This is a genomic window from Pseudomonas sp. Leaf129, assembly GCF_001423465.1.
Taxonomy (GTDB): domain Bacteria; phylum Pseudomonadota; class Gammaproteobacteria; order Pseudomonadales; family Pseudomonadaceae; genus Aquipseudomonas; species Aquipseudomonas coleopterorum.
In genome coordinates this window covers 243,657-260,324 of record NZ_LMOC01000006.1, presented here as the reverse complement: position 1 = coordinate 260,324, position 16,668 = coordinate 243,657, and the positions used below count along the sequence as shown (strand labels likewise).

General features: G+C 62.5%; 17 protein-coding genes. 9 read left to right on the top strand and 8 right to left on the bottom strand.

The annotated features are described in order from the left end of the window. Position 1 precedes the first annotated feature (1 nt). The 3 genes from ASF66_RS09240 (at position 2) to ASF66_RS09230 (ending at position 2,018) form a co-directional block, all read left to right on the top strand. Positions 2-607, top strand: a complete 606-nt coding sequence (locus ASF66_RS09240; RefSeq protein WP_056843611.1) for an arylesterase — start codon at positions 2-4, stop codon at positions 605-607. A gap of 56 nt (positions 608-663) precedes the next feature. Continuing rightward, positions 664-957: a hypothetical protein gene (locus ASF66_RS09235; protein ID WP_049858898.1), complete on the top strand. Its 294-nt coding sequence runs from the start codon at positions 664-666 to the stop codon at positions 955-957. Between the two features lie 92 nt (positions 958-1,049). Further along, complete coding sequence (locus ASF66_RS09230) at positions 1,050-2,018, top strand: L,D-transpeptidase family protein (RefSeq protein ID WP_056843610.1); 969 nt, start codon at positions 1,050-1,052, stop codon at positions 2,016-2,018. Positions 2,019-2,085: 67 nt separating this feature from the next. Here ASF66_RS09230 and ASF66_RS09225 read toward each other — a convergent pair whose 3' ends face one another. Next, positions 2,086-2,337, bottom strand: a complete 252-nt coding sequence (locus ASF66_RS09225; RefSeq protein WP_043185736.1) for an Lpp/OprI family alanine-zipper lipoprotein — start codon at positions 2,335-2,337, stop codon at positions 2,086-2,088. 480 nt (positions 2,338-2,817) lie between these two features. On the opposite strand from ASF66_RS09225, the gene ASF66_RS09220 reads away from it, so the two are divergent. Then, on the top strand, positions 2,818-3,099 hold the full coding sequence (locus tag ASF66_RS09220) for a GNAT family N-acetyltransferase (protein WP_049858896.1): 282 nt from the start codon (positions 2,818-2,820) through the stop codon (positions 3,097-3,099). Between the two features lie 54 nt (positions 3,100-3,153). Here ASF66_RS09220 and ASF66_RS09215 read toward each other — a convergent pair whose 3' ends face one another. Next, on the bottom strand, positions 3,154-4,227 hold the full coding sequence (locus tag ASF66_RS09215; RefSeq protein ID WP_049858978.1) for a 3-deoxy-7-phosphoheptulonate synthase: 1,074 nt from the start codon (positions 4,225-4,227) through the stop codon (positions 3,154-3,156). 213 nt (positions 4,228-4,440) lie between these two features. Here ASF66_RS09215 and ASF66_RS09210 point away from each other — a divergent pair, with 213 nt between their 5' ends. Continuing rightward, entirely contained in the window at positions 4,441-4,941 is a 501-nt protein-coding gene (locus ASF66_RS09210) for a universal stress protein (protein ID WP_056843609.1), read from the top strand. A 121-nt stretch (positions 4,942-5,062) separates the two neighbouring features. After that, positions 5,063-6,037 (top strand): HTH-type transcriptional regulator CysB, encoded by a 975-nt coding sequence (gene cysB, locus ASF66_RS09205; protein WP_049858894.1) that lies wholly within the window; start codon positions 5,063-5,065, stop codon positions 6,035-6,037. Between the two features lie 45 nt (positions 6,038-6,082). On the opposite strand, the gene ASF66_RS09200 is transcribed toward cysB, so the two are convergent. The 6 genes from ASF66_RS09200 to ppsR all read right to left on the bottom strand — a co-directional run bounded on the left by ASF66_RS09200 (position 6,083) and on the right by ppsR (position 12,392). Then, positions 6,083-6,817 carry a phosphoadenylyl-sulfate reductase gene (locus ASF66_RS09200; RefSeq protein ID WP_056843608.1) on the bottom strand — a complete coding sequence of 245 codons (735 nt, stop codon included), beginning with the start codon at positions 6,815-6,817 and terminating at the stop codon, positions 6,083-6,085. Positions 6,818-6,900: 83 nt separating this feature from the next. Further along, entirely contained in the window at positions 6,901-8,244 is a 1,344-nt protein-coding gene (pabB, locus tag ASF66_RS09195) for an aminodeoxychorismate synthase component I (RefSeq protein ID WP_056843607.1), read from the bottom strand. Between the two features lie 78 nt (positions 8,245-8,322). Further along, positions 8,323-9,309, bottom strand: a complete 987-nt coding sequence (locus ASF66_RS09190; RefSeq protein ID WP_049858891.1) for an alpha-L-glutamate ligase-like protein — start codon at positions 9,307-9,309, stop codon at positions 8,323-8,325. Further along, positions 9,309-10,844, bottom strand: a complete 1,536-nt coding sequence (rloB, locus tag ASF66_RS09185; RefSeq protein ID WP_049858890.1) for an osmotic stress tolerance membrane protein RloB — start codon at positions 10,842-10,844, stop codon at positions 9,309-9,311. The genes ASF66_RS09190 and rloB overlap by 1 nt, the downstream gene beginning before the upstream one ends. Before the next feature lie 5 nt (positions 10,845-10,849). Next, the gene (gene rloA / locus ASF66_RS09180) at positions 10,850-11,392 is read right to left on the bottom strand and encodes a retropepsin-like aspartic peptidase RloA (protein ID WP_056843606.1); all 543 of its coding nucleotides are present in this window, start codon (positions 11,390-11,392) and stop codon (positions 10,850-10,852) included. A gap of 181 nt (positions 11,393-11,573) precedes the next feature. Then, positions 11,574-12,392 (bottom strand): posphoenolpyruvate synthetase regulatory kinase/phosphorylase PpsR, encoded by an 819-nt coding sequence (ppsR, locus tag ASF66_RS09175; RefSeq protein WP_049858888.1) that lies wholly within the window; start codon positions 12,390-12,392, stop codon positions 11,574-11,576. Between the two features lie 172 nt (positions 12,393-12,564). Here ppsR and ppsA point away from each other — a divergent pair, with 172 nt between their 5' ends. The 3 genes from ppsA (at position 12,565) to rraA (ending at position 16,657) form a co-directional block, all read left to right on the top strand. Beyond that, positions 12,565-14,940, top strand: coding sequence for a phosphoenolpyruvate synthase (gene ppsA / locus ASF66_RS09170; RefSeq protein ID WP_056843605.1), 2,376 nt, complete (start codon positions 12,565-12,567; stop codon positions 14,938-14,940). Between the two features lie 160 nt (positions 14,941-15,100). Further along, complete coding sequence (locus ASF66_RS09165; RefSeq protein ID WP_056843604.1) at positions 15,101-16,087, top strand: alpha/beta fold hydrolase; 987 nt, start codon at positions 15,101-15,103, stop codon at positions 16,085-16,087. Positions 16,088-16,171: 84 nt separating this feature from the next. Continuing rightward, positions 16,172-16,657: a ribonuclease E activity regulator RraA gene (gene rraA / locus ASF66_RS09160; protein ID WP_056843603.1), complete on the top strand. Its 486-nt coding sequence runs from the start codon at positions 16,172-16,174 to the stop codon at positions 16,655-16,657. Positions 16,658-16,668: the final 11 nt, after the last annotated feature.

Genomic DNA, 16,668 nt, shown 5'->3' with positions numbered 1-16,668 from the left:
GATGCGAATGTGGTTGATGAGTGCTGGCCTGGGCCTGATGTTGGCCGCCCAGAGTGCAGTGGCAGGTACCGTCCTGATCGTTGGCGATAGTATCAGCGCAGCTTTCGGCCTGGATACCCGCGCCGGCTGGGTAGCACTGCTCGAAAAACGCCTGGCGCAACAGGGTTTCGACAACAAAGTCGTCAATGCCTCGATCACCGGTGATACCTCGGCCAATGGCCTGGCGCGGCTGCCCGCGCAGCTTGCAGCGCACAAGCCGGACCTGGTGCTGCTGGAGCTGGGCGGCAACGATGGCCTGCGCGGAATGCCTGTCGCGCAATTGCAACAGAATCTTGCGTCGATGATCGATCTCTCTCGCAAGGCCGGGGCCGAGGTGCTGCTGCTGGGCATGCAATTACCGCCCAACTACGGCGCGCGCTACACCAAGGCATTCGCCCAGGTCTACCAAACACTCGCGGACGAGAAAAAAGTGGCCCTGGTGCCGTTCCTGCTCGAAGGGGTGGGTGGCGTTCCGACATTGATGCAGGCCGACGGTGTCCATCCCACCGCAGGTGCCCAGGGCAAACTGCTGGAAAACGTCTGGCCGACGCTCAAACCGTTGCTTTGACGCTTTTCTGGATGCTGGCTTTCGGCTAATGTGGCGCCCCCTGTTTGGAGCCCCCGATGCCGCGTCCCGCCTGGTCCCTGTTTGCCTACCAACTGATCGAACCCGACGATCAGCTGGACCTGTTCGCCTGCCAGGAAAGCCGGGTGCATCTGGTGGCGCGCCAGCTGGAGCTCGGTGGGTCGGTGGACCGCACCCTGTGCGGCACACTGCTGCCGGCCCAGCCGCGCTGGCTGGAGGTGCACAAGCAGATCTTCCGCGATCAGCGCCTGTGCAAACTGTGCCGGGCCATTCTGTTCGCCCAGCGCAAAGGCACGCGGCCGGTATGGCCCGAGTTGCAGTCGATCCCCTGATCGGCGCGCCGAGGGTCTTCGGCTACACGCGCCCGGCAACTGCGCGTACAATCGCGGCATTGTCCCGTTCAGTTCGATCAAGGATTTCCTGGATGCCGCCGAGCCTTTCCGTCTTCACTCGCTGCCTGTCGCTGGCCGCCGCGTTCGCTGCGGCGCCGGTCATGGCGCTGGAATTCCCGTTGCCGCCTCCGGGTGAAGACATCATTGGCCAGGTGCAGACCATCACCGCCAAGTACGAAGACACCTTCGCCGATATCGCGACCGCCAACGACCTTGGTTACCTGGAAATGGTTGCGGCCAACCCCGGTGTCGATCCCTGGCTGCCGGGTGCCGGCACGCAGATCGTCCTGCCGACCCGCTTCATTCTGCCCCCCGGCCCGCGCGAGGGCATCGTCATCAACCTGGCCGAATATCGCCTCTACTATTACCCCAAGGGCGAGAATGTCGTGCGTACCTATCCGTTGGGGATAGGCCGGGAAGGGTGGGGGTCGCCGATCGCGCAGACCAAGGTCATCGCCAAGACCGCCAATCCGACCTGGACGCCACCGGCTTCGATCAAGGCGGAGCACGCTGCGGATGGCGATCCGTTGCCCAACGTCGTCCCGGCCGGTCCGGACAATCCGTTGGGGCCGTTCAAGTTCACCCTCGGCCTGCCGGGCTACCTGATTCACGGCTCGAACAAACAGTTCGGCATCGGCATGCGTACCAGCCATGGCTGTTTCCGTATGTACAACGATAACGTGCTGGAGTTGGCGAGTATGGTGCCGGTGGGTACCGGCGTGCGCATCATGAACGAGTCATACAAGTTCGGCATGAGCGGTGGCAAGGTGTACTTGGAGGCTCACGCGCAATTGACCGACAAGGGTGACCCGGTGGCCCTGGACAGGCACACCGCCGTGATCAACGCCTTGCTCAACCGCAGGGACTTCGCCCCGGACATCAAGATGAACTGGGACGTGGTCCGCGATGTGGTCGCTGCCGAAGACGGCCTGCCGGTCGAGATCGCCGTTTCCGGCGCGCCGATGATCAGCAGCGCACCCGACACGGCGCCGGCGCCATAACCCGGTCTTCATCAGGCATAAAAAAACCGACCCAATGGGTCGGTTTTTTTACAGCCTCGAAAGGCTGTTACTTGCGGCTGGCCTTGTCGAGCATGCGCAGGGCGCGCTCGTTGGCTTCGTCGGCAGTCTGCTGAGCTTTCTGAGCAGCGGTCAGTGCTTCGTCAGCCTTGCGGTAGGCTTCGTCGGCACGGGCTTGCGAACGTGCAGCGGCGTCTTCGGTAGCGGTCAGACGAGCTTCGGTTTCTTTGGATGCGCTGCTGCAACCGGTAGCCAGAACGGCGGCCAGGGCCAGTGCAGAGAATTTCAGAGCGTTGTTCATTGTGTTCCCCTTCGAAGGACATTCTTTTAAGTAGCCATTTCTCATGAATGAGAAACTGGCCGCCGTACATAGTACTCATTACTTGTAGTAAGTAAACGGACGCAACGCAAGAGATGAAAAAAAATCCATGCGTGCCAAGGATGGCGGAACGTAACCCGCAAAGCACGGTCTAGCGCTGGTTGCGCGAGGGTCGAGGGTTATCGCAAGTGCGCGGTTTAGTTGTCGCAGACATGAACTAAGGCGGGATTTACATGTCCGCTTATGCGGGTCAATCGAGACGGTTTAGAAAGCGGCCTTTGATTTAGCACGACGCGTGACAACTAAGCCGAACGTAAGCCGAACGACGATATTTTTCACGTCGAACGCGTAGGCTTCGCCCGGCCTTGATGACAAAAACAGCACAAGTCGGCACAACGGTTTCTAAGTCGTACAAAGAGCGGTAAGGTAGAGATCAAAATCCAAGACCCGCGAGGAACTGCCATGAGCGAGGCGCTATCCATCCACCACGATCAGGCCGGTCACCAGTTCGAAACCAACATCGACGGCCACCGTGCGTACCTGACGTACATGGACCTGGGCAAACAGACCCTGGACATCTACCGCACCTTTGTCCCCAACGCTCTGCGCGGGCGCGGGATCGCTGCAGCGTTGACCGAGCAGGCCCTGGACTACGCCGAAAGCCATGGCTATACGGTGATTCCGTCCTGCTCGTATGTCGAACGCTACATGGAGCGTCATCAGCGTCGTGCGGCAAAGCTGTAACGCTGTGCCCCGGGTACCGGGGCAGCGAAGGCTCGACTGACCCGGTACTGGCGGTCAGCGGGTACGCTTTGGCAATACATCCTTGAGTTTGGCGTGCATGCTGCGCAGCGTCTTTTCGGTGCTGGCCCAGTCAATGCACGCGTCGGTGACCGAGACCCCGTATTGCAGGTCGCCCAGGTCCTTGGGTATCGACTGGCTCCCCCAATTCAAATGGCTTTCCACCATCAGGCCGATGATCGACTGGTTGCCTTCCAGAATCTGGTTGGCCACGTTCTCCATCACCAGAGGTTGCAGCGCCGGGTCCTTGTTGGAGTTGGCATGGCTGCAGTCGACCATGATGTTGGCCTTGATGCCGGCCTTCTCCAACGCTTGCTCGCACACCGCCACGCTGACCGAATCGTAGTTGGGCTTGCCGTTGCCACCACGCAGAACCACGTGGCCGTAGGCGTTGCCCTTGGTGGTGACGATGGAGACGCCACCTTCCTGGTTGATCCCCAGGAAGCGGTGAGGGTTGGACACCGACTGCAGGGCGTTGATGGCCACGGTCAGGCCACCATCGGTACCGTTCTTGAAGCCCACGGCCGAAGACAGGCCCGAAGCCATTTCGCGGTGGGTCTGGGATTCGGTGGTGCGCGCGCCGATGGCCGACCAGCTGATCAGGTCCTGCAGGTACTGCGGCGAGATCGGGTCAAGCGCTTCGGTGGCGGTAGGCAGACCCATCTCGGCCAGGTCCAGCAGCAATTGCCGACCGATGTGCAGGCCATCCTGGATCTTGAACGAGTCATCCAGGTACGGATCGTTGATCAGGCCTTTCCAGCCGACCGTGGTGCGCGGCTTCTCGAAGTACACGCGCATCACCAGGTACAGCGTGTCCGAGACTTCGGCGGCCAACGCCTTCAGGCGGCGGGCATACTCGTGCGCGGCATCGATGTCGTGGATCGAGCAGGGGCCGATGACCACGAACAGGCGATGATCGCGGCCATCGAGGATATCGCGCACCACTTCACGGCCGGCAGCGACGGTCTTGTGCGCAGCGGCGCTGAGCGGAATTTCCCGCTTCAGCTGTGCAGGCGTGATGAGGGTTTCATTGGAGGCGACGTTAAGGTCGTCGATCGGTAGGTCAGCCATCGTGTTACTCGTCAGGTCACGGGTGCCGGCCGCCAGCGAACCCCGCACGGCGAGGCACAGCATGATTATGAGCGGCGGGGGAGTCGAACCTTAGCGCGTTAGAGCGCATGCAGACAACGGATTTGTGCCATCGCTCTGCCGACGACCGGTGCACTGCGAACGGCGCTGCTACGCTCAAGTGTGCCCTGTCGCCTTGGCCACTTCGGAGGTCGCATGATCCGCTCCATGCTGTACGCCACTGACCTGGGGGTGTACGCCCCATTCGTCATGCAGCACGCCGTCGCCCTGGCGCGCAGCTTCAACGCGCAGCTGTATGTCATCCATGCTGTAGAACCCATGGGCCTGATCGCCGAATCGGTGCTGCAGAGCTATCTGGACGAGTCCACCCTGGATCGCCTGCACAACCACGGCTTGAGCGCCGTGATGGCGGGGATTGAAACGAAGGTTCTGCAAAGCCTGCGCAGTGACCTGGGCGACGACGAGCCAGACCTCGCCCTGATCCGTGCCGTGCGGGTGCTTCAGGGCGATCCGGCCGAGGTCATTCTCGATCAGGCCCAGCGCCTGAAAGTGGACCTGCTGGTGCTCGGCAGCCACAGCCAGGCAGCCACCGTCGATGTTTCGCTGGGCCGCACGGCTACCCGCGTGTTGCAGCTGTCCCCGGCGCCGGTCTATCTGGTACCCCTCACCGAGCAACGCAGCCGTCTGAAGAGCTAGACGACAAGCTGGTTATTTTTCCTACAAATTTAATAAAAAGTTCTAGATTTATTGCCTAGACCTTTAATATAGTTATAACCCTTCGCCGACGACTGGCGGTTTTCCTGTGTGAGGGATTCATATGAAGCTTCAGCAACTGCGCTACATCTGGGAGGTAGCGCACCATGACCTCAACGTCTCCGCCACGGCGCAAAGCCTGTATACCTCGCAGCCAGGTATCAGCAAGCAGATCCGCCTGCTGGAAGACGAACTGGGTGTTGAAGTCTTCGCACGCAGCGGCAAGCACCTGACCCGCGTCACGCCGGCAGGTGAGCGCATCATCACCACCGCCGGTGAAATCCTGCGCAAGGTGGAAAGCATCAAGCAGATTGCCCAGGAATTCTCCAACGAGAAAAAGGGCACGCTGTCCATCGCCACCACCCATACCCAGGCGCGCTATGCCTTGCCAACGGTGATCAGCAGCTTCATCAAGCAGTATCCGGACGTGGCCTTGCACATGCACCAGGGCTCACCAATGCAGATCGCCGAAATGGCTGCCGACGGCACCGTCGACTTCGCCATCGCCACCGAAGGTCTGGATTCGTTCGGTGACCTGATCATGATGCCGTGCTACCGCTGGAACCGCTGCATCGCGGTGCCCCAGGGGCATCCCCTGACCAAGGTGCCGAAACTGACCCTGGAAGCGCTCGCCGAATACCCGATCGTCACCTACGTGTTCGGTTTCACCGGCCGTTCCAAGCTGGACGAAGCGTTCTCGCGCCGCGGCCTGGCGCCGAAGGTGGTGTTCACCGCGGCCGATGCCGACGTGATCAAAACCTACGTGCGTCTGGGGCTGGGCGTGGGCATCGTGGCCAAGATGGCCGTCGATCCCAAACTCGACAATGACCTGGTAGTGCTCGACGCCGACCATCTGTTCGAATCCAGCGTGACCCGTATCGGCTTCCGCCGTGGCACCTTCCTGCGCGGCTTCATGTGCGACTTCATCGAGAAATTCGCGCCGCACCTCACCCGCGAGGTCATGGCCAAGGCCATCCAGTGCCACAACAAACAGGAACTCGAAGCCCTGTTCGAAGGCGTCGAGTTGCCCGAGCATTGATCACACCACGGGCCTGAGCATTGCAGGCCCATGTGCCTGCCATGCTCAGGCCTTGGTGATCAGATTCCCCGCGTGCAGTCCACATTCCTTCTGCGTGGCTTCCTCCCACCACCAGCGCCCTTCGCGCTCGTGCTGGTTGGGCAGGACCGGCCGCGTGCACGGCTCGCAACCAATGCTGATGAAGCCGCGCTCGTGCAGGCTGTTGTAAGGCAGTTCCAGCATGCGGATGTAACCCCACACTTCTTCACTGCTCATCTGCGCCAGGGGGTTGAACTTGTACAGCGTGCGCTCGGGCGTCGAGAACGCGCCGTCCACTTCAACTGCCGCAACCTGGCTGCGGGTACCGGGGCTCTGGTCGCGCCGCTGGCCGGTGGCCCAGGCACTGACGGTCGAGAGCTTGCGCCGCAACGGCTCGATCTTGCGGATGCCGCAGCACTCGCCGTGGCCGTCGCGATAGAAGCTGAACAGGCCCTTTTCCTTGACGAAAGGGTCCAGCAACGCATTGTCCGGTGAGACCAGTTCGATGGTGATCTTGTAGTGCTCGCGCACCTGTTCGATGAACCGGTAGGTTTCCGGGTGCAGGCGCCCGGTGTCCAGGCTGAACACCTTGACGTTCTTGTTCAGTTTCCAGGCCATGTCCACCAGCACCACGTCTTCGGCGCCGCTGAAGGAAATCCAGAGGTCGTCGCCGAAGTGGGCGAAGGCGAGCTTGAGAATGTCCTGAGGGGACTTGTTGGCGTAGGTCGTCGCCATTTCGGCGACATCGAAGGGCTGGCTCATCAGGCGGCTTCCTGGTCAAAGTGGCGCTGGGCGCTCTATATGGCGCCATGGTAACAAAAAAACTCCCAGCGGCATGGCCGGGATCAGAGCCCCGCCAGGGTGTCCAGCAAGACCTTGACCTTGAAGATCGATTCTTCGTATTCGGCTTGCCACTGGGAGTCGGCCACGATCGCGCCGCCGCCCCAGCAGCAGACCTGGTCATCCTTGAGCAGCAGCGTACGGATGGCGATCGAGCTGTCCATTTCGCCGCGCACATCCAGGTACAGCAACGAGCCGCAGTAGATCGCACGCTGGGTCGGTTCCACTTCGTCGATGATCTGCATGGCGCGGATCTTCGGTGCGCCGGTGATCGAACCACCGGGAAAGCTGCCTGCGATCAGGTCCAGGCAATCCTTGTCCGCTGCCAGCTCACCGGTGACGGCGCTGACCAGATGATGCACGTTCGGGTAGCTTTCCAGGGCGAACAGCTGCGGCACCCGTACCGAGCCGATCCGGCAGGTGCGTCCCAGGTCGTTGCGCAGCAGGTCGACGATCATCAGGTTTTCCGAGCGGTCCTTGGCACTGGCCAGCAGTTCGCGGCCATGGCGTGCATCCTCTTCAGGGTCGAGGCTGCGCGGGCGGGTGCCCTTGATCGGCCGGGTTTCCACCTGGCCGGCCGTGACCTTGATGAAGCGCTCCGGGGAGAAGCTCAACAAAGCCGCGCCGGTGCTCAGCTGCAGATAGCCGGAAAACGGCGTGGAGCAGGCGGCGCGTACTGCCTGATAGGCGGTCCAGGGATCCCCGGCGCAGGCCGCGCGAAAGCGCTGGGTGAGGTTGACCTGATAGCAATCGCCTGCCTGGATGTAGGCCTGCACCGTCTCGAATGCCCGTCGATACTGCTCTGGGGTCTGGTCCGGTGTCATCGGCGACTGCAGGCGAAAGGGCTGCGCCTGATCCCGGGCCGGTTGGCCGAACAGGTCGATCAGGCGTTGCCGTTCGCAGGCCTGCAGCGCGGGATGGAACATCAGGTGGCTGGTCTGCCGCTGATGGTCGCTGATCAGGGCCCAGCCATACAGGCCGAGGCTGGCGTGCGGCAGGTCGAGATCGTCGTGGTTGGGGTGTGGCAGGTTCTCCATTCGGCGGCCGAAATCGTAGCTCAGGTAGCCGATCAGACCACCGGCGAACGGTAGTTCGCAGCCATCGGGCAATTGCGCCTGACCCAATCCGGCCAATGCCTGGCGCGCACGGTGCAGATACTGCTGGCCGGATTCATCGGCTTGAACGCTGAGCGTCTGCAGGGGCCAGGCGCTGATCAGGTCGAAGCGGCCGCGTTGGGCAATCGGCTGCGCACTGTCGAGCAGTACCGCGCCGGGGGCGTGGCGGACCACGGCGAAATAGGGCGCCGGATCGGCCAGGTAGGGCAGGGCGTGGAGCAAGCAGGTCGGCATGATAGATCGGTGGCCAGTGGCGGGGCTGGGATTGTAATGCACCCGGCCGCTCGTGTGCGGGCGGTGTGGCGTCCGGTCTCAGCTCGTCACGGCAGGCACGTGACCGAACAGCGCCTGGACGAACCGTGTGCGTTCTTCCACGGTTTCCACGAGGCCTTCGGCGGCCAGTTCTTCCAGGTGTTTTTCCACGGCCTGGGTGCGCAGGGTCAGGCCGCAATCGTTGGCGATCTGGATGTTCAGCCCGGGGCGGGCGTTGAGCTCCAGGATCAGCGGGCCTTTTTCCTGGTCCAGGACCATATCGACGCCGATGTAGCCCAGCCCGCAGAGCTCGTAGCAGCCCGCTGCCAGACGCATGAAACCGTCCCAGTTGGGCAGTTGCACGCCGTCCACCGCGTTGGTGGTGTCGGGGTGCTTGCTGATGATGTTGTTGAGCCAGGTACCGCGCAGGGTCACCCCGGTGGCCAGGTCGACGCCCACGCCGATGGCACCTTGGTGCAGGTTGGCCTTGCCGCCCGATTGCCGGGTCGGCAGGCGCAGCATGGCCATGACCGGGTAGCCCATGAGCACGATGATGCGGATGTCCGGCACGCCTTCGTAGCTGATGCTCTTGAAGATCTGGTCGGGAATCACCCGGTATTCGATCAAGGCGCGATCGCGGTGCCCGCCCAGTGAATACAGGCCGGTGAGAATGCTGGAGATCTGGTGTTCGATGTCGGCGCGGCTGATGATCTTGCCCGACACGGTGCGAAAGCGCTCCTCGAAGCGGTCGGCGACCACCAGGATGCCGTCCCCGCCGGCCCCCTGGGCAGGCTTGACCACGAAGTCACTGCGGCCGCCGATGATCTCGTCCAGGCGGTCGATCTGTTTTTCCGTGGAAATGACCCCGAACATCTCAGGCACGTGAATGCCTGCAGCGATGGCGCGCTCCTTGGTAATGATCTTGTCATCGACGATGGGGTAGAGGCTGCGCCGGTTGTACTTGAGCACATAATCGGCGTTGCGCCGGTTGATGCCCATGATGCCGCGGGCCTCCAGCGCCTTCCAGGTCTTCCACAAACCGAACATCAGGAATCGGCCTGCTTGAGGAATGCCTTGAAACGGACCAGTTCGGTCAGGCGGTAACCCCGGTAGCGGCCCATGGCGAGCATGAAACCGACCAGAATCAACAGGATCGCAGGGAAGGTGAACACGAAGTACACCAGTTCCGGAACGCTCATCAGGATGTGCGCCAGAGACGCGGCGAACAGCGTGCCCACGGCGACCTTCAGGGCGTGCCCGCTGCCGCGTTCTTCCCAGGTGATCGACAGGCGCTCGATGGTCATGGTCAGGATCACCATCGGGAACAGCGCCACCGACAGCCCGCGCTCCAGGCCCAGCTTGTGGCTGAACAGGCTGATGGCGGCAATCAGCACCACGACGAAGGTGAGTACCACGGACAGCCTGGGCAGCATCTGCAACTTCAGGTGCTCCAGGTACGAGCGCAGCGACAGCCCCAGGGCGGTGATCACGGTGAACAGGATGATGCCGAAGCCCAGCTGGGTTTCGCGGAACGCCAGGGCGATCAGCACCGGGGTGAAGGTGCCCAGGGTCTGGATGCCGATCAGGTTACGCAGGATCAGGATGACCAGCACGCCGATCGGGATCATCACCATGATCATGAAGGTCTGCTGGGTCTGCAGCGGCAGGCCGTAGAGGCTGTATTCGAGAAAGTCGGCGTCGGTGTTTTCGTCGGTCAGCTTGGCCAGGCGAATGGCGTTCATCTCGCTGTTGTTCATGGTGAAGGTCACGGTCGCCTTGCGTCCGCCCTCCACGCTGACCAGGTTCTCGTCACCCGTCCACCAGAGCAGGCGATCCTCGGGCAGGCCCTGCTCGCCCGTATCAGGGTTGAAGTACAGCCAGTCGCTGCCGTTGAAGCTGCGCAGCCACAGTTCCGGCGTCTGCGCCTGATCGGCCAGCAGACGTACGGTGTGGACCTTCTCCATTGGCACGTGGGCGATGGACAGCAGCAGGTCGACGATCCGCGCCTTGTGCAGGGTCGAGGTGTCACCGGCCAGCAGCAGCTTGACGTTGTCGTCGGCCAGGTTGTTGACCCGCTTGATGGTTTCGCCGACGAAGGTTTCGACGTCCGCCGAATGCTGGCGGATGGGGGCCAGCAATGCCTCGGCGGCGATCTTCTCCGGGCCTTCCACGGCCAGGCTGTCGCGGAAGATGGGCCCCTTGACCTTGGGCTTTTCACCGCTGTAGCGCTTGGTCAGCACCAGGCGGTAATACAGTGTCTGGTTGCCCGAGGCGCGGCGGGCCGACCAGGTCACCTTGCGGTTGCCGTCCAGGCGATTGACGCTGACCCCGTAGTTGTTGGAGATGAAGCTCTCGTTGAGGCTCACGTAGTCACGGCTCAGCGGCGGCACGAACATCTGCACCTTCACCGGGTCCTTGGCGCTGGCGACGAACTCGACCTTGGCATCGATGTTCCACAGGTCGTCGGTTTCGTCTTCGGTCACCGGAATGCCGAGGACCAGAATCTGATAGGCCGTGATGGCGATGCCCAGAGCCACCAGCGCGGTGATCAGGATCTTCAGGTGCAGGGTTAGCGCGCGCATTGAAATTACTCTGCGATTTTGGCGACAGTGGCGCAGGCAGGTTTGCCGGCAGCGTGTTTGCGGCTGGGGTCGACCAGCGCATCGAAGCGGGTCAGCGCGTCGGAGCCGATCAGCAGCGGGTAGTCGAATGCGGTGCGGTCGGTCAGGTTGACCTCGATGCGTCGCTGGGTGTGGCCCATGCACACGTCGAGTTCGATCACCGGTCGCTGGGTGTGAGTCTTGCGCTCCTGCGCGCTGCATTCGCAGTCATCGGCCCGGCGCTTGATGGAACTCATGCGCACCAGCGGCCGTTCGATGGGGTGAGAATGGGCGTTGTCGATGGCCAGATAGAAGCGCACCCAGGATTGCCCGTTGCGCTTGAAGCGCTTGATGTCACGGGCGCTGAGCGAGGCGGTCAGCGCGCCGGTGTCGAGCTTGGCCGCGACCCGCAGGTCGATGTCGGTCAGCTGTGCGTATTCGTTCAAGCCGTAGGTGGTCTTTTCGGCGGCCATGCTCAGGCCCGGAATGAAGAGGAGGCTGAGCAGGCGGGAGAGGGGCTTGAGAGTCATGAATTGAAATTATGAATACCGAATCGGACACCGCGAAAACGTTCCGCGGGTAACAGGAAGGGAGCGCTGCATTCTAGCACGGTGCTTTCACGCCGCCAGCGCATGCACCGCCAGGCGAGGCCTTGGAGTCTGGAACGATCCGAAAGTTCGTCGGGCGCCTGCCCGGCGTGCCTGGCGATAGCTACTTGAAGCGCCGTTCGACGCCTTTTTCGACGAGGATCTTCGCGGAGATTTCCTCCACCGAGAAATGCGTCGAATTGATGTTGGGAATGTTCTCCCGGCGGAACAGGCCTTCCACCTCGCGCACCTCGAATTCGCACTGGGCGAAGCTGGCGTAGCGACTGTTCGGCTTGCGCTCGTGACGGATCGCGGTCAACCGGTCGGGGTCGATGGTCAGGCCGAACAGCTTGTGCTGGTGAGCCTTGAGCGCGGGCGGCAGTTGCAGGCGTTCCATGTCGTCCTCGGTCAACGGGTAGTTGGCCGCGCGGATGCCGAACTGCATGGCCATGTACAGGCAGGTCGGGGTTTTGCCACAGCGCGAAACGCCCACCAGGATCAGGTCGGCCTTGTCGTAGTAGTGGGTCCTGGCACCGTCGTCGTTGTCCAGGGCGAAGTTGACCGCCTCGATGCGCTCCATGTAGTTGGCGTTGTGGGCGATGGAGTGAGACTTGCCGACCGAATACGAGGAATGGGCGCTGAGCTCCATTTCCAGCGGCGCCAGGAAGGTCGAGAAGATATCGATCATGAAACCGTTGGAGGTCGCCAGGATCTCGCGGATGTCCTGATTGACGATAGTGTCGAAGATGATTGGCCGTACGCCGTCCTTGTCAGCGCAGTTATTGATTTGCTGTACCATGGCCCGGGCCTTGTCCACGCTGTCGATATAGGGCCGCGTGAACTTGCTGAAGGTAATGTTTTCGAACTGCGCCAGTAGACTTTGCCCCAGCGTTTCGGCGGTAATGCCGGTACCGTCGGAGATGAAGAATGCAGATCGTTTCATTGTGCGCCCCGGCCCTTAAGCAACTGACGATTCTTGGATATGATAGGCCTGATTGATGGCCAGCATTGCCAGGCATTCTCGTTCATTTCCAGGGCTGCGGCCACAGCCCCCGTGTGCGTTCATTCGCGCCCGGCACCCGAGCTTTTCCAACCCAGTCAGTGGAGAGATCACCTTGGTAGAGTACGTAGTTTCCCTCGATAAGCTTGGTAATAATGATGTGGAACACGTGGGGGGCAAGAACGCGTCCCTGGGCGAGATGATCAGCAACCTGGCCGGTGCCGGCGTGTCGGTCCCCGGCGGCTTTGCCACCACTGCCCAGGCCTATCGCGACTTCCTCGAGCTCAGCGGCCTGAACGAGCAGATCCACGCTGCCCTCGATGCGCTGGACGTGGACGACGTCAACGCCCTGGCCCGCACCGGCGCGCAGATTCGCCAGTGGGTCATGGAAGCCGAGTTCCCCGAGCGCCTCAACGAAGAGATCCGCATCGCTTTCGCCGAACTCTCCAAGGGCAATCCGGACATCGCCGTGGCCGTGCGCTCCTCGGCTACCGCCGAAGACCTGCCCGATGCTTCCTTTGCCGGCCAACAGGAAACCTTCCTCAACATCCGCGGCGTCGACAACGTCATCCGTGCGGCCAAGGAAGTCTTTGCCTCGCTGTTCAACGATCGTGCCATTGCCTACCGCGTGCACCAGGGCTTCGATCACAAGCTGGTCGCCCTGTCGGCCGGTGTGCAGCGCATGGTCCGCTCGGAAACCGGTACCGCGGGGGTGATGTTCACGCTGGACACCGAGTCCGGGTTTCGCGATGTGGTGTTCATCACCGGCGCCTACGGCCTGGGTGAAACCGTGGTGCAGGGCGCGGTCAACCCCGACGAATTCTATGTGCACAAGAACACCCTGGAAGCCGGTCGCCCGGCCATCCTGCGGCGCAACCTGGGCAGCAAGGCGATCAAGATGGTCTACGGCGACGAAGCCCGCGCCGGTCGCTCGGTCAAGGTGGTGGACGTCGACAAGGCCGAACGCGCGCGCTTCTGCCTGACCGATGCGCAGGTCAGCGAGCTGGCCAAGCAGGCGATGATCATCGAGAAGCACTACGGCCGCCCGATGGACATCGAGTGGGCCCAGGACGGTGACGACGGTCAGCTGTACATCGTTCAGGCGCGCCCCGAAACGGTCAAGAGCCGCTCCAGCGCCAATGTCATGGAACGTTACCTGCTCAAGGAAAAGGGCACCGTGCTGGTCGAAGGCCGGGCCATCGGCCAGCGCATCGGCGCCGGCAAGGTGCGCATCATTCATGACGTATCCGAGATGGACAAGGTCCAGGCCGGCGACGTGCTGGTTTCCGACATGACCGATCCGGACTGGGAACCGGTGATGAAGCGCGCGAGCGCTATCGTCACCAACCGCGGCGGACGCACCTGCCACGCGGCGATCATCGCCCGTGAACTGGGCATTCCTGCCGTTGTGGGCTGCGGCAATGCCACCCAGTTGCTCAAGGACGGTCAGGGCGTTACGGTTTCCTGTGCCGAAGGCGACACCGGTTACATCTTCGAGGGCGAGCTGGGCTTCGACATCAAGCAGAATTCGGTCGATGCCATGCCCGAGCTGCCGTTCAAGATCATGATGAACGTCGGCAACCCGGATCGCGCCTTCGACTTCGCCCAGCTGCCCAACGCCGGTGTCGGCCTGGCGCGCCTGGAGTTCATCATCAACCGCATGATTGGCGTGCACCCCAAGGCGCTGCTGAACTACGACACCCTGACCCCGGAAATCAAGGACAGCGTGGACAAGCGCGTGGCCGGCTACAGCGACCCGGTGAGTTTCTACGTCGACAAGCTGGTCGAGGGCATCAGCACCCTGGCAGCGGCGTTCTGGCCGAAAAAGGTCATCGTCCGGCTGTCCGACTTCAAGTCCAACGAATACGCCAACCTCATCGGCGGCAAGCTCTACGAACCCGAAGAAGAAAACCCGATGCTGGGCTTCCGCGGGGCGTCGCGCTACATCAGTGAGTCGTTCCGCGACTGCTTCGAGCTCGAATGCCGGGCAATGAAGCGGGTGCGCAACGAAATGGGTCTGACCAACGTCGAGATCATGGTGCCGTTCGTGCGCACCCTGGGCGAAGCGTCGCAGGTGATCGACCTGCTCGCCGAGAACGGCCTGGCCCGCGGCGACAACGGCCTGCGCATCATCATGATGTGCGAGCTGCCATCCAATGCGATCCTGGCCGACGAATTTCTCGAGTTCTTCGACGGCTTCTCGATCGGCTCCAACGACCTGACCCAGCTGACCCTGGGCCTGGACCGCGACTCGGGGATCATCGCCCACCTGTTCGACGAGCGTAACCCGGCAGTCAAGAAGCTTCTGGCCAACGCCATCCAGGCGTGCAACAAGGCCGGCAAGTACATCGGCATCTGCGGCCAGGGGCCATCCGATCACCCCGACCTGGCCAAGTGGCTGATGGAGCAGGGCATCGAAAGCGTTTCGCTGAACCCGGACTCGGTCCTGGAAACCTGGTTCTTCCTGGCTGAAAAGGAAGGCGTCGCCTAAACACCGCAACCCCCAGACCGGTGTGTCCTCCCACACACCCGGTCCCCTGTAGCAGCGGCGCAAGCCGCGTAGCTTGTGATCTTGCTTTTCAAAGGCAAATCAAAAGGCTACGCGGCTTGCGCCGCTGCTACGGTTTCATTCATTCAGATGCAAGTGCCCTATGCAAAGCAGCAGTACCCTCTTTCCCGTCGCGCTGCTCAGTGCCGAGCGTCGCGGCGACCTCAGCGAAGACATCTACCGCATCAAGGCCGCCAACAGCCCCGACCCCAGCGTCGAACTGGCGTTGACGCGCCTGGGCCTGGCCGATCAGCCCGGCGCCCGCGGAGTGCCGGTGATCCTCCTGCATGGCAGCTTTTCCAATCGGCGCTTCTGGTACTCGCCCAAGGGCATCGGCCTGGGGCCCTGGCTGGCGCGTCGTGGCTTCGATGTCTGGATCGCCGAAATGCGCGGGCACGGCCTGTCGCCGCGCAACCAGCATTACGCCAGCAACACCGTGGCCGACTATGCCCAGTACGATCTGCCGGTGATCGGTGCGTTCGTCGCCGAGGTCAGCGCCCAGACGCCGCACTGGGTCGGGCATTCGCTCGGCGGCATCACCTTGGCGGCGGCCCTGGGTGGCGGCTATCTGCAAGGCGATCTGGCTGCCTCCGCGGCCCTGTTCGGCGCGCAGGTCAGTCGTCGCCACTGGCCACTGCGGATTCCGCCGCTGAACTGGGCCGGGCGCTTGCTGCTCAAGCGTTACCCGCACATTTCCGGCGCTCGGCTCAAGCGCGGTCCGGAAGACGAGCCCGTGGGCGTCGGCCTGGAATGGCTGCGCTGGAAAGGGCTGTTCGGCCGTTTCGGCGACAGCCAGCGTGATTGGTGGGAAGGGCTGCACGAGGTGAAGCTGCCGATCCTGGCCGTGGCCGCCGCAGGTGACCTGCAGGACCCGAGCTGGGCCTGTCGGGACCTCTTCGAGCAGTTCGCGGGCAGCCATAACCAGTTCGTCAACCTGGGCCGCGGCGAGGGCTTCGGCGATGATTTCGATCACGTACGCATGTTGGTCAGCCCCCAGGCCCAGGCCGAGGTCTGGCCGCTGGTCGGTACCTGGCTGAGCGACCCCTACCGGCCATTGCTGCCAGGTGCGACCCCGTTGGCGGCGACCTGAGCATGGTCTAGGCTGTGATGGCCGCGCCGCGTCCGGCGCAGCTTTCCGGCTCTTGCAGCCGCCACTCGCCCCAGGAGCAACGCCATGCACTATCTGACCCCCGACCTGTGCGACGCCTACCCCGACGTCGAAGTGCTCGAACCGATGTTCAGCAATTTCGGCGGCCGCGACTCCTTCGGCGGCCAGATCGTCACCATCAAGACCTTCGAGGACAACTCGCGGGTGCGCGAGCAGGTCGCGCTGGATGGCACCGGCAAGGTGCTGGTGGTCGATGGCGGTGGCTCGCTGCGCAAGGCGTTGCTGGGCGACATGCTTGCGCAGAAGGCTGCCGAGAACGGCTGGGAAGGCCTCGTCATCTATGGGTGCGTGCGTGACGTCGACATGCTCGCGCAAACCGATGTCGGTGTTCAGGCCTTGGCCAGTCATCCGATGCCCACCGTCAAACGCGGCCTGGGCGATCTCGACGTGAAGGTCAGCTTTGCTGGCGTAACTTTCATCCCCGGCCACTATCTGTATGCCGACAACAACGGCATCATCGTCTCGCCGAAGGCGCTGACCATGCCGGAATGAGAATTTTCCAT